At 70.9% G+C, this 18,566-nt stretch carries 14 protein-coding genes and 1 riboswitch; of the genes, 9 read left to right on the top strand and 5 right to left on the bottom strand.

Annotated elements, in window-relative coordinates; genetic code table 11:
* Positions 1 to 291: 291 nt before the first annotated feature.
* Genes WQ53_RS04695 through WQ53_RS04685 form a run of 3 tightly spaced genes read left to right on the top strand, consistent with a single transcriptional unit; the run spans position 292 to position 2,840 of the window.
* Positions 292 to 780, top strand: a complete 489-nt coding sequence (locus WQ53_RS04695; RefSeq protein WP_201774027.1) for a hypothetical protein — start codon at positions 292 to 294, stop codon at positions 778 to 780.
* 10 nt (positions 781 to 790) lie between these two features.
* Entirely contained in the window at positions 791 to 1,474 is a 684-nt protein-coding gene (locus tag WQ53_RS04690; protein ID WP_052630896.1) for a response regulator transcription factor, read from the top strand.
* Positions 1,461 to 2,840, top strand: coding sequence for a sensor histidine kinase (locus WQ53_RS04685; protein ID WP_052630894.1), 1,380 nt, complete (start codon positions 1,461 to 1,463; stop codon positions 2,838 to 2,840). Before WQ53_RS04690 ends, WQ53_RS04685 begins: the two co-directional genes overlap by 14 nt.
* A gap of 792 nt (positions 2,841 to 3,632) precedes the next feature.
* Here WQ53_RS04685 and WQ53_RS04680 read toward each other — a convergent pair.
* The 3 genes from WQ53_RS04680 to metF form a co-directional block, all read right to left on the bottom strand.
* A complete protein-coding gene (locus WQ53_RS04680) occupies positions 3,633 to 4,544 on the bottom strand; it encodes a branched-chain amino acid transaminase (protein ID WP_052630891.1) in 912 nt (303 codons plus the stop codon).
* 277 nt (positions 4,545 to 4,821) lie between these two features.
* Positions 4,822 to 5,529 (bottom strand): hypothetical protein, encoded by a 708-nt coding sequence (locus tag WQ53_RS04675; RefSeq protein WP_052630888.1) that lies wholly within the window; start codon positions 5,527 to 5,529, stop codon positions 4,822 to 4,824.
* A gap of 46 nt (positions 5,530 to 5,575) precedes the next feature.
* Entirely contained in the window at positions 5,576 to 6,397 is an 822-nt protein-coding gene (gene metF / locus WQ53_RS04670; protein WP_052630885.1) for a methylenetetrahydrofolate reductase [NAD(P)H], read from the bottom strand.
* A 223-nt stretch (positions 6,398 to 6,620) separates the two neighbouring features.
* On the opposite strand from metF, the gene WQ53_RS04665 reads away from it, so the two are divergent.
* Both WQ53_RS04665 and WQ53_RS04660 read left to right on the top strand, forming a co-directional pair.
* Positions 6,621 to 7,178 carry a DUF3228 family protein gene (locus WQ53_RS04665; protein WP_052630882.1) on the top strand — a complete coding sequence of 186 codons (558 nt, stop codon included), beginning with the start codon at positions 6,621 to 6,623 and terminating at the stop codon, positions 7,176 to 7,178.
* Between the two features lie 147 nt (positions 7,179 to 7,325).
* The gene (locus WQ53_RS04660) at positions 7,326 to 8,057 is read left to right on the top strand and encodes a hypothetical protein (RefSeq protein ID WP_052630880.1); all 732 of its coding nucleotides are present in this window, start codon (positions 7,326 to 7,328) and stop codon (positions 8,055 to 8,057) included.
* A gap of 127 nt (positions 8,058 to 8,184) precedes the next feature.
* Here WQ53_RS04660 and ahcY read toward each other — a convergent pair whose 3' ends face one another.
* Positions 8,185 to 9,630: an adenosylhomocysteinase gene (gene ahcY / locus WQ53_RS04655; protein ID WP_052630878.1), complete on the bottom strand. Its 1,446-nt coding sequence runs from the start codon at positions 9,628 to 9,630 to the stop codon at positions 8,185 to 8,187.
* A 37-nt stretch (positions 9,631 to 9,667) separates the two neighbouring features.
* A riboswitch (S-adenosyl-L-homocysteine riboswitch) is annotated at positions 9,668 to 9,796 on the bottom strand.
* Between the two features lie 137 nt (positions 9,797 to 9,933).
* Here ahcY and WQ53_RS04650 point away from each other — a divergent pair.
* Both WQ53_RS04650 and ppc read left to right on the top strand, forming a co-directional pair.
* Positions 9,934 to 12,492, top strand: a complete 2,559-nt coding sequence (locus WQ53_RS04650) for a prolyl oligopeptidase family serine peptidase (RefSeq protein WP_236685904.1) — start codon at positions 9,934 to 9,936, stop codon at positions 12,490 to 12,492.
* Between the two features lie 545 nt (positions 12,493 to 13,037).
* On the top strand, positions 13,038 to 15,782 hold the full coding sequence (ppc, locus tag WQ53_RS04645) for a phosphoenolpyruvate carboxylase (RefSeq protein ID WP_052630876.1): 2,745 nt from the start codon (positions 13,038 to 13,040) through the stop codon (positions 15,780 to 15,782).
* 315 nt (positions 15,783 to 16,097) lie between these two features.
* On the opposite strand, the gene metK is transcribed toward ppc, so the two are convergent.
* Complete coding sequence (gene metK, locus WQ53_RS04640; RefSeq protein ID WP_052630875.1) at positions 16,098 to 17,318, bottom strand: methionine adenosyltransferase; 1,221 nt, start codon at positions 17,316 to 17,318, stop codon at positions 16,098 to 16,100.
* 209 nt (positions 17,319 to 17,527) lie between these two features.
* Here metK and WQ53_RS04635 point away from each other — a divergent pair, with 209 nt between their 5' ends.
* Together WQ53_RS04635 and WQ53_RS04630 are read left to right on the top strand one after the other, a co-directional pair.
* On the top strand, positions 17,528 to 17,719 hold the full coding sequence (locus WQ53_RS04635) for a hypothetical protein (protein WP_052630873.1): 192 nt from the start codon (positions 17,528 to 17,530) through the stop codon (positions 17,717 to 17,719).
* Between the two features lie 14 nt (positions 17,720 to 17,733).
* Positions 17,734 to 18,537 (top strand): UDP-2,3-diacylglucosamine diphosphatase, encoded by an 804-nt coding sequence (locus WQ53_RS04630; protein WP_052633920.1) that lies wholly within the window; start codon positions 17,734 to 17,736, stop codon positions 18,535 to 18,537.
* Positions 18,538 to 18,566: the final 29 nt, after the last annotated feature.

The raw sequence follows: 18,566 nt of genomic DNA, 5'->3' as shown, positions 1-18,566 counted from the left end.
CCCCGGACACCGGGCTGGATCCGGGCCCGCGGATTTAACACCCCTTTAATCGAATCGGGCTTACGCTCCGTCGGACCGCAGCTCCTTCGTCAGCCGGGGCCATCCTGCCCCGGTCGTCATACGAGATACGGTAATCGGGGCAATCCTTTGGCCCAGGCGGTCTCCCCAGCCTGGGCCTTTTTGTATCCGCGGCAGGCGTTTGCCCGGCTTCGGAACGACAGGCAGAATCGGGAGGCGGCACGCCCCGCGTGCCGTGAACTTCCCGCCATCCCACCACCCATGAGGTTCTGGATGTACAAGCTGGTCCTGGCTTCCCTTCTTGCCCTGGCGCCGCTCGCCGCAGGCGCCACCGTCCAGTCCGGTGGCAACGGTTTCTCCCCGGACAAGGGGCTGGACCTGAGCAGGTCGTTCGAGGCGCAGCGCCAGGCGATAGTCGGTGCGCTCGCCGACGGCAAGACCTACAGCGAGATTTCCGCAGCCGACCGGCAACAGGTGGCCGCTTCGCTGGACCGTATTTCCAGCCTCCTGGGGGACGCGCAGTCGGCCGACCAGCTGTCAGAAGCGGCCAAGGTGGAAGTATTCAACGAGCAGGAAAGGATCAATACCCTGCTGACCCGGGCGCACGAGGACAGCCGCCTGGTCTGCATCCGCGAGAAGCGGGTCGGGTCGCACCGCCCCACCAATAACTGCATGACTGTGGCCGAGCGCCGGCGGATGCGTGAACAGACGCTCGACGCGCTGCAGAGCAAGCGTGGCTACGGCCTGCCGCAGGCCAACTAAGAGGAAACCCGTGCGCATCCTCGTCATCGAAGACAACAGCGACATCGCCGCCAACCTCGGCGACTACCTCGAGGATCGCGGCCACACCGTGGACTTCGCCGCCGACGGCGTGACCGGGCTGCACCTGGCCGTGGTCCACGACTTCGATGCGATCGTGCTCGACCTGAACCTGCCGGGCATGGATGGGATCGAGGTCTGCCGCAAGCTGCGCAACGAGGCGCGCAAGCAGACCCCGGTGCTGATGCTCACCGCGCGCGACAGCCTGGAGAACAAGCTGGCCGGCTTCGACTCCGGCGCCGACGACTACCTGATCAAGCCGTTCGCGCTGCAGGAGGTCGAGGTCCGGCTCAACGCGCTGTCGCGGCGCGGCAAGGGCGTGCAGACCCGGGTGCTCAACACCGGCGACCTGGAATACAACCTGGACACGCTCGAGGTCCGCCGCGAGGGCCGGCTGCTGCAGCTCAACCCGACCGCGCTGAAGATCCTGCAGGCGCTGATGGAAGCCTCCCCGGCGGTGGTTACCCGCCAGGAACTGGAAACCCGGGTCTGGGGCGAGGAGCTGCCGGATTCGGATTCGCTGCGCGTGCATATCCACGGCCTGCGCGCCGTGGTCGACAAGCCGTTCCCCGTCCCCTACATCCAGACCCGGCATGGCATCGGCTACCGCATCGCGGCTCCCGATGGCGGCACCTGACGGCGCCGCACCGGTCCCGCGCGGGCACAGGCGTTTCCGCCGGCGGCTGCGCACCCGCATCATCCTCTCGTTCCTGCTGCTGGGCACCGGCCTGACGGCGCTGTTCGCGTTCCTGACCGACTACGCGCGCCAGCGCGTGGAGAGCCAGCTGGTCGAGGACGTGATGAACAAGAACATCGACGAGTACGCGCGTCGGTTCTACCTGGACCCAGGTAACGCCAGGCCGGAGCTGCCGGTGCAGCAGATGTACGGCCGGGTGGTCACCCGCGAGGGCTTCGAGCAGCTGCGCCGCGACGAACCGGACTGGTATGAGTTGCCCGACGGCATCCACAGCATCAGCGGACGCGACGAGGTCGGGCAGCCGTTCGCCTACAAGCTGGCGGTGCGCAAGACCCCCGACGAGTGGTTCTTCCTCGCCTACGACATGACCCAGACCATGCGCGGCGAGGTCCAGCTCAAGCGCGCGCTGTTCGTCTCGATCCTGCTGTTCAGCGCGCTGTCGCTGGTGATCGGCTGGTGGTCGGCGGCGCGGGTGATGCGGCCGGTGACCGAACTGGCCGCGCGCCTGCGCGCCTACCGCGGCAGCAGCCATCCGCGGCGGCTGGCGGCGCATTTCCCGGAGGACGAGGTCGGCCAGCTGGCCGAGGCACTGGACGACTACGCCCTGCGCCTGACCGAAGTGGTCCAGCGCGACCGCGAGTTCAACGCCGACGTCAGCCACGAGCTGCGCACGCCGCTGGCGGTGATCAAGGGCGCGGTGGAACTGCTGCTGTCGCGCCCGGACCTGGACGAGCGCACCCGCGCGCGCCTGCAGCGCATCCAGCGCGCCGAGCAGCAGTGCAGCGACCTGATCGGCTCGCTGCTGCTGCTGTCGCGCAACGAGCGCGGCCAGGGCAGCAGCGACGTGGCCAAGGTCGCCGAGCAGCTGCTGGACTCGCACCGTGCCCAGCTCGGCGGCAAGCCGCTGGAATTGCGCATGGAGGGCGAGCAGGGCCTGGTGATCGAGGCGCCGGAGGCGGCGCTGTCGGTGGCTCTGGGCAACCTGGTCGGCAACGCGGTCAAGTACACCCCGCAGGGTGAGATCGTGGTGCGCCTGCTGCCCAACGGGGTCGAGGTGGTCGACACCGGCCCCGGCCTGAGCGAGGAGGACGCCGCGCGCCTGTTCCAGCGCGGCTACCGCGGGACCCATGCCGGGCATTCGCAGGGCGCCGGCATCGGCCTGTCGATCGTGGGCCGGCTATGCGACCTGTACGGCTGGGACGTCAGCGTCCAGCCGCGCCATGACGGCGAACACGGGGTGGTGGCGATGCTGTCGTTCGGCGGCGCGATCCCGGCCGACGTTGAAACGGACGGCACCGAAGCCTGAAGCCGTGTTTCGCGTGGGCGCTGCCGTGGTTTCCTGTTGCAGGAGCCGGCATGGCGGCTCGGGTGTCTGAGGCGTGGGGGCGTCGCCTGTGCCGACGGCGTCGGGTCGCCGGCTGAACCCGGCTCCTACAACAGCCACAGCGCGGCCGCTCTCCTGTAGGAGCTGACTTCAGTCGGCGACACGGGCGTTGGAACCACGGGGGCGTCGCCTGTGCCGATGGCGTCGGGTCGCCGGCTGAACCCGGCCCCTGCAACAGCCACAGCGCGGCCGCTCTTCTGTAGGAGCTGACTTCAGTCGGCGACACGGGCGTCGGAACCACGGGGGCGTCGCCTGTGCCGACGGCGTCGTGTCGCCGGCTGAACCCGGCTCCTACATCAGCCACAGCGCGGCCGCTCTTCTGTAGGAGCTGACTTCAGTCGACGACACGGGCGTCGGGACCACGAGGGCGTTGCCTGTGCCGAGGGCGTCGCGTCGCCGGCTGAACCCGGCTCCTACAACAGCCGTGGCGCGGCCGCTCTTCTGTAGGAGCTGACTTCAGTCGGCGACACGGGCGTCGGAACCACGAGGGCGTCGCCTGTGCCGACGGCGTCGTGTCGCCGGCTGAACCCGGCTCCTACAACAGCCACAGCGCGGCCGCTCTTCTGTAGGAGCTGACTTCAGTCGGCGACACGGGCGTCGGGACCACGAAGGCGTCGCCTGTGCCGACGGCGTCGTGTCGCCGGCTGAACCCGGCTCCTGCACACGGGGTCCGGCCAGCGCCCGCTTTCTATGCGCAGCGGCAGTGCCGTGGCTTCAGATGTACTCCAGCCAGCCGCGCGTGTCCGGCGTGCTGCCGTCGAACAGGCCGAAGAACAGCTCCTGCACACGCCGCGTCACCGGCCCGGGCGCGCCGTCGCCGACCGGCTTGCCGTCGACCGAGCGCAGCGGGGTGATCTCGGCGGCGGTGCCGCACATCAGCAGCTCGTCGCACAGGTACAGGTACTCGCGCGGGAGGTCGCGCTCGATCACTTCGATGCCGGCGTCGCGGGCGAGCTTGATGATCGAGTCGCGTGTGATACCGGCCAGGATCGAGGCGCTGGCCGGCGTGGTGTGCAGCGCGCCGTCGAAGACCAGGAACAGGTTCTCGCCGGCGCCTTCGCTGAGCAGCCCGGTCGAGGCCAGCGCGATGCCTTCGCCATAGCCGTGCCGGCGCGCCTCGCGCGTGACCAGCTGCCCGGACAGGTAGTTGCCGCCGGCCTTGGCCCCGGCCGGCACGGTGTTGGGCGCGAACCGCTGCCAGCTGGAGACGCAGGCGTCGATGCCCTGTTCCAGCGCCTCGGCGCCGAGGTAACGGCCGAAGTCCAGCGCGGCCACCGCCACGTCGATCGGCGTCTCGGCGGCGATGCCGACGCTGCCCACGCCGCGGAACGCGACCGGGCGCAGGTAGGCGCTGCGCAGGCCGTTGGCCTTGACGATGTCGCGGCAGGCGGCGTTGATCTGCTCCAGCGTGTACGGGATCGCGATGTCGTAGATCTTCGCTGAATTGAACAGGCGCCGGTTGTGGTCGCTCAGGCGGAAGATCGCCGTGCCGTTCGGCGTGTCGTAGGCGCGGAGGCCCTCGAACACCGAGGAGCCGTAGTGGATCGCGTGCGCCATCACGTGGGTGGTGGCCTCGGCCCAGGGCTTGATCGCGCCGTTGTGCCAGATCTTCTCCGGGAACTGCATCGGCCTGCTCCGTGCGGGGACGGGGCCATTCTGCCGCAAGCGGTGGTGGCAGGCCGGTCCTGGGTGTGCAGGGGCGATCCATCGGTGACCCGACGCGCGTTGGCACAGGCGACACCCTTGTGTTTCCGACGCCCGTGTCGCCGACTGAAGTCAGCTCCTACAGAAAGCGCATTGGCGCTGCTGTTGTAGGAGCCGGGTTCAGCCGGCGACCCGACGTCGTTGGCACAGGCGACGCCCTCGTGATCCCGACGCCCGTGTCGCCGGCTGAACCCGGCTCCTACAAAGTGATCCAGAAGCAGCCGTAGTGGCGCCGCAGGCCGAACACCGTGCGCGTGGGCGTGGTGCCGCCGGCCAGGGTCTGTTCGATGCGCAGCGCCACCGGCCGCGGCCGGGCGGGTGCCGGTGGCGGTGCGGGCAGCGTGCCGGCGTCGGGGCCGGCATCGGCAACGGCATCCGCACCGTCGGCCGGAACGGCACTGCGCATCCGGCCGCTCCAGCTCGGCATCCAGGCGTCCGGTCCGGTAGGCGGCGGGCTGTCGTCCGCTGGCGCCGCGGCCATGGGGGCGGGCGCCGGGCCGGTCGCAGCGGCGACGCCCACGTCGCCGCCATAGACCGGCGCGATGTCCACCAGCGGCCGTTGCACGATGCCTTCGAGCCGGTCGAGCAGCCGCCCGGCGGAGGCATTGGACACGCCGCTCCAGTCGTAGACGCTGGCCAGCCGGTTGACGTCGCGGCCCTGGATCGCCGCGCCGATCTCGCCGACCAGCTGGCTGAGCAGGTGCGGGCAACCGCCGCGGAACAGCCGCGGGCCCTCGCCGGCGGCGGCAGGGGGCAGGCGTTCGACCGCGCCGATGTCGTCGCAGCGGCGGTCGGTGTAGACGGCGCGACCGTCCGGCCCGATGCAGCGCTGCACCGGCTGCGCGTGCGCCGAAGCGGGCAGGCTCACCAGCAGGGTTCCGGACAGGAGCAGCAGGAAGCGGCACATGCGGCCGCAGCCTAGCCGGAGCGGGCGGCCGCGAGAAGCGCCCCCGTCACAGCCTGGCCAGCACGGCCTCGGTCGGCTTGGCCAGGTTCAGGGTGTAGAAGTGCAGGCCGGGCGCGCCGCCCGCGACCAGCTGGCGGCACAGGTCGGCGACCACGTCGGCGCCGAACTCGCGCACCGCCGCCGCGTCGTCGCCGAAGGCCTGCATGCGCTTGCCGATCCAGCGCGGGATCTCCGCACCGCAGGCCTCGGAGAAGCGGCGCAGCTGGGCGAAATTGGAAATCGGCATGATCCCGGGCACGATCGGGATGTCCACGCCGAGCCGGCGCACGTCGTTGACGAAGCGGAAGTAGGCGTCGGCGTTGTAGAAGTACTGGGTGATCGCCGCGTCGGCGCCGGCCTCGACCTTGGCCTTGAAGTGGCGCAGGTCGGCCAGGGCGTCCTCGGCCTGGGGATGGGTCTCCGGGTAGGCGGCCACCTCGATGCGGAAGCGGTCGCCGTGCTCGGCGCGGATCAGTTCGACCAGCTCGGCGGCATAGCGCAGGTCACCGGGATGGCCCATGCCCGAGGGCAGGTCGCCGCGCAGGGCGACGATGCGGCGACAGCCGATCGCGCGGTAGAGCTTGAGCAGTTCGCGGATCTCCTCGCGGTTGCCGCCGACGCAGGACAGGTGCGGCGCGGCCTCGAAGCCATGGTGCTGGTTGAGGTGGCGCACCGTCTCGGAGGTGTAGCTCAGGGTCGAGCCGCCGGCGCCGAAGGTGCAGGACACGTAATCGGGGGCGTACGGCCTCAGCTTCGCTGCGGCACGGTCGAGCTGGGCGCGCTGCTCGTCGGTCTTGGGGGGGTAGAACTCGAAGCTGAGCGGGGTCATCGCGGCGGGTCGGGCGGACGGTGCCGGGATAATATCTCTTTATCGCGATGGATGTGAAGTTGGAGGCGCATATCCGGGCGTGGGCCCGGGCGGCGCCGGTCCGCCTGACCCCCGCGGTCGCGGGCATGATCCGGTCGTGGATCGTGGGCTGGTCGGAGTCTTGGGCGTGCGTGGCGCGCCCGCCCGCCGCTAGACTCGCCCGACGCCACGGCCCGCCTCCCGCATGTCGATCTTCCTCACCCCCTTCGCCCGTGCCCGCCTGTTCCCGCGGCAACCGCGCGGCAACACCATCCAGGACTGCACGCCGGATGAATTCGAGCGCTACCTCAACGAGCATGCGCCGCTGAAGGTGCTCGACGGCTATGCGCCGTTCTGCAAGCTGCACGTGCACCGCAACTGGACCGCCACCCGCTGCCTGACCGTGCCGGTCACCGACGCCAACCGGCACCGGCTGCGTTCCGCCTACGAGGCGCGCACGAAGCAGGAGTTGCCGGTGCTCGTGCGCTGGTTCGAGGGCGTGGAGCCGCCGGTCGCCGACTATCTGGTCGTCATCCTCTACAGCCGCGGGCAGCTGGCGGCGGAAGGCTCGCCGATCGAGGCCGACTGGGGCGTGGTCGGCTGCCTGTACACCGCGCTGCCGGAGGAGATCCCGATGGCGCCGGTCACCATGATGCGCAACGCGCTGGGCGTGGAGGAGGGTGGCTCGGGCGTGCCGCTGGACCGCGAGGCCTACCGGCGCAGCGTCGAGTTCTGGGAGAACAACGCCAACTGGCGGCCTTGACCCGGTCGCCGCGCCGCATGCGGTGCGGGCTCAGGATATTCCCGGGCCGGCCGATCTAGTCATGGTCTCCCGGTCCGCTGGGTGCCGCCCGGCGCGCATCGTCCACCAGGGGACACGCCACCGTCCGTCCACTCCCCTCCGAGCCGAATGAACATTTTCCCGCTCGTCCTTATGGCGATCCTCGCTGGCTGGGCCATTGCAGCCACCCTGCTGGCGGCCGGCCTGGGCAGGCGCCTGCGCCGCGAGCGTCAGGAGCATGCCGAGACCCAGGAACGCAACGCACGCTATCGCGCCGCCCTGCGCCGCCTGGAGGACAAGGCCGCCGCGGTCGCGGCCCGGTTCGATGCCCTGCAGCGCGAGCACGCCGAGCTCAGGCGGTCGCTCGAGGCCCGGGACCAGGCGCAGGCGGAGCGGCCGCTGCCGACGGTCGTGGTCGACAGCCTCGACATCTCCGGGGAGGTCGGCACGCTGTTCGAGCACGTCGCGCGCGTGGCGGTGGCGATCAGGCACTACAGCGCCTACACCCGCGGCCACCATGGCCCGGAGCCGAACAAGGCCCGCTACGACCTGCTCTGGCTCTCGGATTGCCTGCACGCCTTCGACCGGGTCGGGAAGGCGCTGGCCGCCGGCAGCCAGCGCGGGCTCGCCGCGGCCTGCGGGGAGCTGCTGTCCATGTACGACATGTACCTCAAGGACGGGTCTGGTTACGACAGCCGCGACACCTTCCGGCGGCTGGCCGAGCGCGTGCCGCTGGCCGGCGTGACCGACGCCATCCGCTCGATCGCGATGAAGACGGCGCCGGATCCGGAGGGTGCCGGGCACGCGCAGCCTCCGGACCGCGAAGCCGCACAGCCGGCGCCCGCCACCAGCGCAGGCTGAGCGGCACCCGGCCGTCGGCGGAAATCCGCGGCACGCGACAACCAGCCGCCTCCCGCATCTGCCGGCCGGAACAGGAACGGGCGCCCTTCGGCGCCCGTTCCGTTTCCCGCTTCGATGCCGGAACCGCTCAGTAGCGGTAGTGCTCCGGCTTGTACGGGCCGTCCACCGGCACGCCGAGGTAGTCGGCCTGTTCCTGCGTCAGCCTGGTCAGCTTGACCCCGATCTTCTCCAGGTGCAGGCGCGCCACTTCCTCGTCCAGCTTCTTCGGCAGGCGGTACACGGTCTTCTCGTACGCGTCCTTGTTCGCCCACAGGTCGATCTGGGCCAGGGTCTGGTTCGAGAACGAGTTGGACATCACGAAGCTGGGGTGGCCGGTGGCGCAGCCTAGGTTCACCAGCCGGCCCTCGGCCAGCAGGAAGATGCTGTTGCCATTGGCGAAGGTGAACTTGTCCACCTGCGGCTTGATGTTGGTCTTCACCGCGCCGGAGGCGTACAGCGCATCGACCTGGATCTCGTTGTCGAAGTGGCCGATGTTGCAGACGATGGCCTGGTCCTTCATCGCCTTCATGTGCTCAAGGGTGATGATGTCCTTGTTGCCGGTGGTGGTGACGTAGATGTCGCCCCGGCCCAGGGTGTCCTCGATGGGGGCGACCTCGAAGCCCTCCATCGCCGCCTGCAGCGCGCAGATCGGATCGATCTCGGTGACCACCACGCGGGCGCCGTAAGCGCGCAGCGAGTGCGCCGAGCCCTTGCCCACGTCGCCGTAGCCGCAGACCACGGCGACCTTGCCGGCCAGCATCACGTCCATCGCGCGCTTGAGGCCGTCGGCCAGCGACTCGCGGCAGCCGTACAGGTTGTCGAACTTGGACTTGGTCACCGAGTCGTTGACGTTGATCGCCGGGACCAGCAGGGTGCCGGCCTCGGCCAGCTGGTACAGGCGGTGCACGCCGGTGGTGGTCTCCTCGGACACGCCGCGCCAGTCGGCGACCACGCGGGCCCAGTAGCCCGGGCGCTCCTTGGCCACGCGCTTGAGCAGGTTCTTGATCACCTGCTCCTCGTGGCTGCCCGAGGCGGTGTTCACCCAGTCGCTGCCGTTCTCCAGCTCGTAGCCCTTGTGGATCAGCAGGGTCACGTCGCCGCCGTCGTCCACCACCAGCTCCGGGCCGGTCAGGGTGCCGTCGGCCAGGGTGAAGGTCAGCGCGTCCAGGGTGCAGTCCCAGTACTCCTCCAGGGTCTCGCCCTTCCAGGCGAACACCGGGGTGCCGGTGGCGGCGATCGCGGCGGCGGCGTGGTCCTGGGTCGAGAAGATGTTGCACGAGGCCCAGCGCACGTCGGCGCCGACGTCCTTCAGGGTCTCGATCAGCACCGCGGTCTGGATGGTCATGTGCAGCGAGCCGGTCACGCGCACGCCATTGAGCGGTTGCGCGGCGGCGTACTTGCGGCGGATGGACATCAGGCCGGGCATCTCGTGCTCGGCGATGTCGATCTCCTTGCGGCCCCAGTCGGCCAGGGAGATGTCGGCGACCTTGTAGTCGCCAGGAGTGGACGTCAGGGTCTTGGCTACGGCGTTCATGCGTGTGCTCCGGGTCAATGGCGAGACGGGGTCTCGCTTTCGCCGGGCGCCGTTGTCGCTAGGGTGTGCCATGCCGAGCCTGGCCGTGGATCGGAAAGCTCCGCACCTCGGTGCGGGTTCCGGCGGAAGTCCCGCCCGGTCCACGGTCGCAGCGCCCCTCGGCGGGCGTCGCGCATTATATCGGGTCATCCGGATCAAAGGATGAATCGGGTCCGGCGTCGCTGCCGGCGGGACTTTCGTCACGGGTCGGTCGCCGGCGGGACGTGGTATCCAGACAGGTCGCCTCCGGGGAAGAAACCGACAATGCACGTATCCGTACCGATGCCCGCCGCTGCCGGCCGCCACGTCCGGCACCCGCAACGCCACCGTCGTCCGCGTCCCGGCGCCTGGACCACGCTGCCGCTGCTGGCCTGCGCCGCGCTGGCCTGGGCCGGGTGGCCGCAGGCCGCCGCTGCCCAGGCCGCAGCGGGCGCCGCCAGCTACCGCGAGCCGGTGCCGGAACTGCGCGCGATCGTCGACGCGCCGCGCGCGCCGCAGCTGACCCTGTCGCCGCGCCGCGACCTGGCCGCGCTGGTGCAGATGCCGGACCTGCCCGGGATCGACGTGGTCGCCCAGCCCGAGCTGAAGCTGGCCGGCCTGCGCTTCCACCCGCGCGTGCACGCGCCCAGCCAGTTCGTGTTCGGCAGCGACCTGTGGCTGATGGACGTGGCCAGCGGCGCCGAACGGCGCATCGCCGGGCTGCCGCAGCCGCTCGGCCTGGCCGGCGCCAGCTGGTCGCCCGACCAGCGCTGGCTGGCGTTCAACCGCATCGATCGCGCCAGCGGCGCCAACGAGTTGTGGCTGGTCGACGTGGCCGCCGGAAGCGCACGGCGCCTGGTCGCCCAACTCAACACCATCGCCGGTGGCGGCTACGGCTGGCTGCCCGACAGCCGTGGCCTGCTGGTGCGCCTGCAGGCCGCCAACCCGGGCCCGCTGCCGCCGCCGGACGCGGTGCCGACCGGTCCCAGCGTGCAGCAGACCGAAGCCGGTGCCGGCGTGCGTTCGGTGCGCACCTTCCAGGACCTGCTGCGCAACGAGAACGACGCGCTGACCCTGGAGCACTACCTGGTGTCGCAGCCGGCGCGGGTCGACCTGCAGGGCAAGGTTGTGCGCTTCGGCGCGCCGGCGCTGTACACGGCGACTTCGCCGTCGCCGGACGGCCGCTACGTGCTGGCGCAGCGGGTCGAGCGTCCGTTCTCGTACCTGGCGCCGCTGTCGCGCTTCCCGCGGGTGATCGAGGTGCTCGACGCTGCTTCCGGACGGGTCGCGCATACCATCGCCCGGTTGCCGCTGGTGGAAGGCCTGCCGACCGGTAACGATGCGGTGCCGACCGGAGTGCGTTCGGTTTCCTGGCGCAGCGACGCGCCCGCCACCCTGGTCTGGGCCGAGGCCCAGGACGGCGGCGACCCGGCGCGCGAGACGGTGGTGCGCGACGTGGTGTTCCTGCAGGCCGCGCCGTTCTCCGCCGCGCCGGCGAAGCTGGCCGAGCTGGGTTCGCGCTACCGCGGCGTCACCTGGGGCCGAGGCGACCTGGCGCTGCTGGACGAGTACTGGTGGAAGACGCGCCAGACCCGGACCTGGCGCATCCGCCCGGACCAGCCGGCGCAGGCGCCGCAGCTGCTGGTCGAGCGTTCGTTCGAGGACCGCTACGCCGATCCCGGCACCCCGGTCACCGTGAGCGACGCGGCCGGCCGCCAGCGCCTGCTCACCAGCGCCGACGGCGGCAGCCTGTTCCTGATCGGCGAGGGTGCCTCGCCCGAGGGCGACCGTCCGTTCGTCGACCGCTACGACCTGGCCACCGGCCAGGCCGAGCGCCTGTTCCACTCGCAGGCGCCGTACTACGAGGCGCCGCAGGCGCTGCTGGACGACAGCGGCCGGCGCCTGCTGACCACCCGCGAGTCACCGACCGAGCCGGCCAACTATTACCTGCGCGACGCCGCCGCGGCCGAGCCGCTGCGCGCGCTGACCCGCTTCCCGCATCCCACCCCGCAGCTGCGCGACGTGGGCAAGGAGCAGATCCGCTACAAGCGCGCCGACGGCGTGGAGCTGACCGGCACGCTGTACCTGCCGGCCGGCTACGACGCCGGGCGCGACGGCCCGCTGCCGGTGCTGATGTGGGCCTACCCGCAGGAGTTCAAGTCGGCGCAGGCGGCCAGCCAGGTCACCGACTCGCCGTACCGCTTCAACCGGATCAGCTACTGGGGGCCGTTGCCGTTCCTGGCCCGCGGCTTCGCCGTGCTCGATGATCCGTCGATGCCGATCGTGGGCGAGGGCGACGCCGAGCCGAACGACAGCTACATCGCCCAGCTCGGCGCCAGTGCGCAGGCGGCAGTGGACGAACTGGCCCGGCGTGGCGTCGGCGACCCGCAGCGGGTCGCGGTCGGCGGCCATTCCTACGGCGCGTTCATGACCGCCAACCTGCTGGCCCACACCCGCCTGTTCAAGGCCGGCATCGCCCGCAGCGGCGCCTACAACCGCACCCTGACCCCGTTCGGCTTCCAGTCCGAGGAGCGCAACTTCTGGCAGGCGCAGGAGACCTACCTGGCGATGTCGCCGTTCAACTACGCCGACCGGATCCAGGACGCGCTGCTGCTGATCCACGGCGAGCAGGACAACAACTCCGGCACCTTCCCGATCCAGAGCGAGCGCATGTTCGCGGCGGTCAAGGGCCTGGGCGGCAACGCGCGGCTGGTGATGCTGCCCAACGAGTCGCACGGCTACCGCGCCCGCGAGTCGATCCTGCACATGCTGGCGGAGACCGACGACTGGCTGCAGCAGCACGTGCGCGGCGCCGCACCGGAGCGCGCGCAGGCCGCGAATTGAGGCCGTGCCCGGCGCCCTTCGGGGCGCCGGGTTTCCGTGGCCGTGTGTTGTGGTTCTTCGCCGATCCGAGGGGACAGGGCCGCGCCCTGATGGCAACGGCAACGGCAAGAGCGATTGGCGTGGTCGGCTTCGGGCTGAGCCGCGGCAGGCCGGGTGTGTTGCGGTCGTCTCGGCGGCACATCCGTGTGCCGACTCGCCGACGCGGCCATCCCTGGCCGCTGCCGCAACACACCCGGCCTGCCACGTCTTCGGGCGCTTCCAGGTCGTGGCTCCGTTCACAGGACGACCAGCGTACGGCTCTTGTAGGAGCGGGCATGACCGCGACACGACGCCGTTGGCCCAGGCGACGCCTTCGTGTTTCCGACGCCCGTGTCGCCAGCAAGCCGGGCTCCTGCAGAGAGCCTGGCGTGGCTGCGCCTGCGAAAAAAGCCCGGCGCTTCGGCAGCATCACGTCGTTCGATACTCCTGAAACTTTTGCCGCATCGCACAAGACGCGGCTAAGCTCCAACGTTCGCCTGCCCACCGACCTGGACCCGCGCGCGTCGATGAATGCCCCCCGCAACCTCGAATTCGCTCCACCGGACCTTCCGCTGCGCGACGACGTGCGCCGCCTCGGCGCGCTGGTCGGCGACGTGCTCGCCGAGCAGGTCTCGCCGGCCTTCCTCGAGGAGGTGGAGCGGGTGCGCACCACCGCGATCGCGCGGCGCCAGAACGGCGGCTCGATGGAATCGCTGTCGGATCTGCTGGACGGGCTGGAGCCGGCCCACGCCGAGTCGCTGGTGCGTGCTTTCAGCACCTATTTCCAGGTGGTTAACATCGCCGAGCGCGTGCACCGCATCCGCCGCCGCCGCGACTACCAGCGCGCCGAGACCGGCAAGCCGCAGCCGGAGAGCCTGCATGAAGCGCTGGGCCGGCTGAAGGACAAGGGCGTGTCGCCCGGGGAGCTGCTCGACTGGCTGGAGCGGATCGACATCGAGCCGGTGTTCACCGCGCACCCGACCGAGGCGGTGCGCCGCGCGCTGCTGGAGAAGGAACAGATCATGGTCGCCGCGCTGGTCGACGACCTCGACGGCGGGCGTACGCCCGGCGAGCGCGCCGCCGACATCGCCCGTTTCCGCATGGCACTGACCTCGGCCTGGCAGACCGCCGATTCCTCGCCGGTGCGCCCGGGCGTGGAGGACGAGCGCGAGCACGTCGGCTTCTACCTGACGGAGGTCCTGTACCGGGTGATGCCGGTGTTCTACGAGACCCTGGAGCACGCCATCGGCGAGAGCTTCGGCATCGCCACCGAGCTGCCGCGGCTGCTGCGCTTCGGCACCTGGGTCGGCGGCGACATGGACGGCAACCCGAACGTCGACGCGCACACCATCCGCAGCACGCTCGACGCGCAGCGGCGGGCGATCCTCGGCAAGTACCTGACCGAGTTGCAGCAGCTGACCCAGGTGCTGACCCAATCGACCGGCGTGGTCGAGGTCGACCCGGAGGTGCTGGCACAGGTGGAACGCTACCGGACGCTGCTGCCGGCCGCCGCGGCGCAGGCGCGGCCGCGCCACGCCGACATGCCGTACCGGCTGCTGATCGACCTGATGGGCGCCCGCCTGCGGGCCACGCTGGAGGACCGCGCCGAGGGCTACGCCTCGCCGCAGGAATTCGCCGCCGACGTCGACCTGATCCGGCAAAGCCTCGAACACCACCGCGGCGTGCACGCCGGCTGGTTCTCGGTGCGGCGGCTGGTGTGGCGGCTGCGCACCTTCGGCTTCCACCTGGCGCGGCTGGACGTGCGCCAGGAGTCGAGCGTGCACGCGCGCGCGGTGGCCGCCGCGCTGGGCGACGAGCAGTGGGAATCGCGCGATCCGGTCGAGCAGGCCCGCGTGCTCGGCCCGTACGCCAGCGGCGAGCGGGTGCTGGAGCGGACCGAAGAAGCGGGCAACCCGCGCCTGGACGCGGTGTTCTCCGCGCTCGGCGACGCCCGCCGCCGCCACGGCACCGACGCGCTCGGCGCCTACATCATCTCCATGGCGCGCAGCCGCGCCGACGTGCTGGCCGTGCTGGCGCTGGCCCGTCGCGGCGGCCTGGTCGAAACCGACGACCCGGCCGCGAAGGGGCCGGCTTCGAAGGGGCACGTCCCGCTGGACATCGCTCCACTGTTCGAGACCGTGGAAGACCTGCGCCACGGCCCGGACACGCTGCGCGACCTGTTCGCCGACCCGGTCTACCGCCAGCACCTGGCCGCGCGCGGCAACGTGCAGATGGTGATGCTGGGCTATTCGGACAGCGGCAAGGACGGCGGCATCGCCGCCTCGCGCTGGGGCCTGCAGCGGGCCCAGGTCGAGCTGATGCAGGCGGCCGAGGAACTGGGCATCCGGCTGACCTTCTTCCATGGCCGCGGCGGTTCGCTCAGCCGCGGCGGCAGCAAGACCACCCGCGCGGTCGACGCCTCGCCGCGCGGCAGCGTCGACGGCCGCCTGCGCGTGACCGAGCAGGGCGAGGCGATCCACCGCAAGTTCGGCATCCGCGCGCTGGCGCTGCGTTCGCTGGAGCAGGCCACCGGCGCGGTGCTGGTGTCGAGCATCCGCCCGCGCGAGGCCGAGCCACGCGAGGAACGGTGGCGCGAGGTGATGGCGACCGTGTCCGAGGCCAGCAGCCGCGCCTACCGCGGCCTGGTCGGCGCGCCGCGGTTCATGGACTACTTCCGCAGTGCCACGCCGATCGACGTGATCGAGCGCATGACCTTGGGCTCGCGGCCGTCGCGGCGGCTGGGCCAGGATGCGGCGCTGTCCAACCTGCGCGCGATCCCGTGGGTGTTCGCCTGGAGCCAGGCGCGTGCGGTGGTGCCGGGCTGGTACGGCGTCGGCAGCGGCCTGCAGGCGGCGGTGGACGAATACGGCGAGGACGCGCTGCGCGAGATGGGCCGCGACTGGCCGTTCTTCAAGACCCTGCTCGACGACGTATCGATGGTCCTGGCCAAGGGCGACATGGGCATCGCCGGGATGTTCTCGCGGCTGGCCGGCCAGGAACTGCACGGCGAGTTCTTCCCGCGGATCGAGGCCGAGCATGCGCTGACGCGCGAGTGGGTGCTGCGCCTGAACGGCAACGAGTTCCTGCTGCAGCACGACCAGCGCCTGGCGCTGTCGATCCGCCTGCGCAACCCGTACGTGGACCCGATCAGCGTGCTGCAGGCCGACCTGCTCGAGCGCTGGCGCGCCAGCGGGCGCGAGGACGAGGCGCTGCTGCGCGCGCTGGTGGCCAGCGTCAACGGCGTGTCGCAGGGTGTGCAGAACACGGGGTGAGTGCGGGCAATCGCGTGCCTTGGCTATGACGGTTTTCTGTAGGAGCTGACTTCAGTCGGCGACACGGGCGTCGGGATCATGGAGGCGTCGCCTGTGCCGAGGGCGTCGAGTCGCCGACTGAAGTCAGCTCCTACAAGGGCGGTCGGGTGGCGGGTTTTACTCCGGCGTGGGGCCAAAAAGCAGACGGGCCGCTTGCGCGGCCCGTCCTGAAGTCACTGGATGATCAGCCATCCGGCTGCTGTAAAGCGCTTCCCGCCTCCGCGGGGATGACTGCTTGGCAAAGGCGCCCGCGCGTTGCGCGGGCGCGCCAGGCCGTCACTTCAGCTTCGCATCCGCCCGCAGCGCCTCGGCCCGGTCGGTCTTCTCCCAGGAGAAGGCGGTGGCGGTCTGCTTCTTGCCGGCGCCGTCGGTGTAGCTGACCTGCTGCGGCTTGCGGCCGAAATGGCCGTAGGCGGCGGTGGCCTGGTACACCGGGTGGATCAGGTCGAGCATCTTGACGATGCCGTACGGGCGCAGGTCGAAGTGCTTGCGGATCAGCTTCTCGATCTTGTCGTCGCTGATGCGGCCGGTGCCGAAAGTGGTCACCGAGATCGAGGTCGGCTCGGCCACGCCGATGGCGTAGGAGACCTGCACTTCGCACTTGTCGGCCAGGCCGGCGGCGACGATGTTCTTGGCCACGTAGCGCGCGGCGTAGGCGGCCGAACGGTCCACCTTCGACGGATCCTTGCCCGAGAACGCGCCGCCGCCGTGGCGGGCCATGCCGCCGTAGCTGTCGACGATGATCTTGCGGCCGGTCAGGCCGCAGTCGCCCACCGGGCCGCCGATCACGAAGATCCCGGTCGGGTTGATGTGCACCTTCTTCTTCGGCAGCGACTCCAGCCACTTCTTCGGCAGCACCGGCTTGAGGATGTGCTCGTACACGCCCTCGACCAGGTCCTTCTGCTTCACGCCCGGGTCGTGCTGGGTCGACAGCACCACCGCGTCCAGGCCGACGACCTTGTGCTCGTTGTCGTAGCGCAGGGTGACCTGCGACTTGGCGTCCGGGCGCAGCCACGGCAGCGGCGAGTTCTTCTTCTTGCGCACCTTGGCCTGCTGCTCGACCAGGCGGTGCGAGTAGTAGATCGGCGCCGGCATGAATTCCGGGGCCTCGTTGCAGGCGTAGCCGAACATCAGGCCCTGGTCGCCGGCACCCTGTTCCTCCGGCTTCCTGCGGTCCACGCCGGCGGCGATGTCCGGCGACTGCTTGCCGAGCATGTTGATGATCGCGCAGGTGTGGCCGTCGAAGCCGACGTCGGAGTTGTTGTAGCCGATCTCGTTGATCACCGAGCGGGCCAGGCCCTCGATGTCCACCCAGGCACTGGTGGTGACCTCGCCGGCCACGATCGCCGCGCCGGTCTTCACCAGCGTCTCGCAGGCTACGCGGGCGCGCTTGTCCTGGGCCAGGATGGCGTCGAGGACGGCGTCGGAGATCTGGTCGGCGATCTTGTCCGGGTGGCCTTCGGAGACCGACTCGGAGGTGAAGAGATAGCTGGACATGCGGCTATATCCCTGTATGCGGATGAAAAGATGGCCGCGCATGATACACGGGAGCGGGGCGGGGTGCATGGTGGCAGGGCCGGGGTTGACCCGTTGTTAAGGCCACGCGCGCCGACGGGCGAGGTGTCACCCGCCGGTAGCGCGGCTGTCACTGCATTGCCGCGGTGCGGGCGCAGGCTGCGTGGCAGAGCGCCGTCGAGGGATGTCTGATGACCGCCAGCTGCGAGCATCCGCCAGTGCCAGGCCGCTGCCCCGCGCCGATCCCCGGCCGGCGCATCCGCCTGGACTGGCGGTCGCCGGTACGCCTGCGCGGCGCGCCGAACGGACGCCGGCTGCCGCTGCCCGTGCCGGCGGTCGCGGCCGCCGCGTTCGCCGAACCGGCCGGCGGGCCGGGCCGGTGAGCACGGCCGTGGCGATGCTGCCGCCCCGGCATCGCGCGGTCTTCATCTCCGACGTCCACCTCGGCTCGCGCCACTGCCACGCCGCCGAGCTGGCCGACTTCCTCGGCGGCCTGCGCTGCGGGCAGCTGTACCTGGTCGGCGACATCGTCGACTTCTGGTGGATGGCGCAGCGCCGCGCGACCTGGGGCACCGCCCAGCAGCGCGTGGTCGAGGCCCTGCATGCGCTGGCCCGCAGCGGCACCGAACTGGTCTACGTGCCGGGCAACCACGACCGGCCGGTACGGCGCTACTGCGGGCTGGTGCTCCCGGCGATGCAGGTGCGCCGGCGCGCGATCCACGCCACCACCGACGGCCGCCGCCTGCTGGTGGTGCATGGCGATGACTACGACGGCGTCACTCACTTCGGTGGGCTGCAGGAGCGTTTCGGCGACTGGCTCTACTACCGCATCCTCACCGGCAACCGGCTGACCAACGCCGCCCGGCGCCGCCTCGGCCTGCGCTACTGGTCGCTGGCCGACTGGATCAAGCGGCGCAGCACCGCCGCCGAGCGCTACATCGAGCGCTTCGTGCAGGCCGGGCTGGAGGATGCGCGGCGGCGCGGACTGGACGGCATCGTCTGCGGGCACATCCACCGCGCCGGACTGTTCGAGCGCGACGGCCTGGTCTATGCCAACGACGGCGACTGGGTGGAGAGCCTGACCGCGCTGGTGGAAGATGCCGATGGCGGCCTGCGCCTGGTCGGCCATCGCGGCGATACGCTGGCATCGTTGCCGTTGCTGGAGCGCCCCGCCGTGTCGCCGGTGACGCGGGCGGCCTGACACCATCGCCGGCGGCATCGCCCCGGCGC

The organism is Pseudoxanthomonas suwonensis, from assembly GCF_000972865.1.
GTDB lineage: Bacteria > Pseudomonadota > Gammaproteobacteria > Xanthomonadales > Xanthomonadaceae > Pseudoxanthomonas > Pseudoxanthomonas suwonensis_B.
This window is presented reverse-complemented; position numbering and strand designations above follow the sequence as displayed.

What these genes read in the sequence shown, in the direction of transcription:
- WQ53_RS04695 (WP_201774027.1), top strand. Translation starts at nt 292, where the DNA reads ATGTACAAGCTGGTCCTGGCTTCCCTTCTTGCCCTGGCGCCGCTCGCC.
- WQ53_RS04685 (WP_052630894.1), top strand. Translation starts at nt 1,461, where the DNA reads ATGGCGGCACCTGACGGCGCCGCACCGGTCCCGCGCGGGCACAGGCGT.
- WQ53_RS04680 (WP_052630891.1), bottom strand. Translation starts at nt 4,544, where the DNA reads ATGCAGTTCCCGGAGAAGATCTGGCACAACGGCGCGATCAAGCCCTGG.
- WQ53_RS04675 (WP_052630888.1), bottom strand. Translation starts at nt 5,529, where the DNA reads ATGTGCCGCTTCCTGCTGCTCCTGTCCGGAACCCTGCTGGTGAGCCTG.
- metF (WP_052630885.1), bottom strand. Translation starts at nt 6,397, where the DNA reads ATGACCCCGCTCAGCTTCGAGTTCTACCCCCCCAAGACCGACGAGCAG.
- WQ53_RS04665 (WP_052630882.1), top strand. Translation starts at nt 6,621, where the DNA reads ATGTCGATCTTCCTCACCCCCTTCGCCCGTGCCCGCCTGTTCCCGCGG.
- WQ53_RS04660 (WP_052630880.1), top strand. Translation starts at nt 7,326, where the DNA reads ATGAACATTTTCCCGCTCGTCCTTATGGCGATCCTCGCTGGCTGGGCC.
- ahcY (WP_052630878.1), bottom strand. Translation starts at nt 9,630, where the DNA reads ATGAACGCCGTAGCCAAGACCCTGACGTCCACTCCTGGCGACTACAAG.
- WQ53_RS04650 (WP_236685904.1), top strand. Translation starts at nt 9,934, where the DNA reads ATGCACGTATCCGTACCGATGCCCGCCGCTGCCGGCCGCCACGTCCGG.
- ppc (WP_052630876.1), top strand. Translation starts at nt 13,038, where the DNA reads ATGAATGCCCCCCGCAACCTCGAATTCGCTCCACCGGACCTTCCGCTG.
- metK (WP_052630875.1), bottom strand. Translation starts at nt 17,318, where the DNA reads ATGTCCAGCTATCTCTTCACCTCCGAGTCGGTCTCCGAAGGCCACCCG.
- WQ53_RS04635 (WP_052630873.1), top strand. Translation starts at nt 17,528, where the DNA reads ATGACCGCCAGCTGCGAGCATCCGCCAGTGCCAGGCCGCTGCCCCGCG.
- WQ53_RS04630 (WP_052633920.1), top strand. Translation starts at nt 17,734, where the DNA reads ATGCTGCCGCCCCGGCATCGCGCGGTCTTCATCTCCGACGTCCACCTC.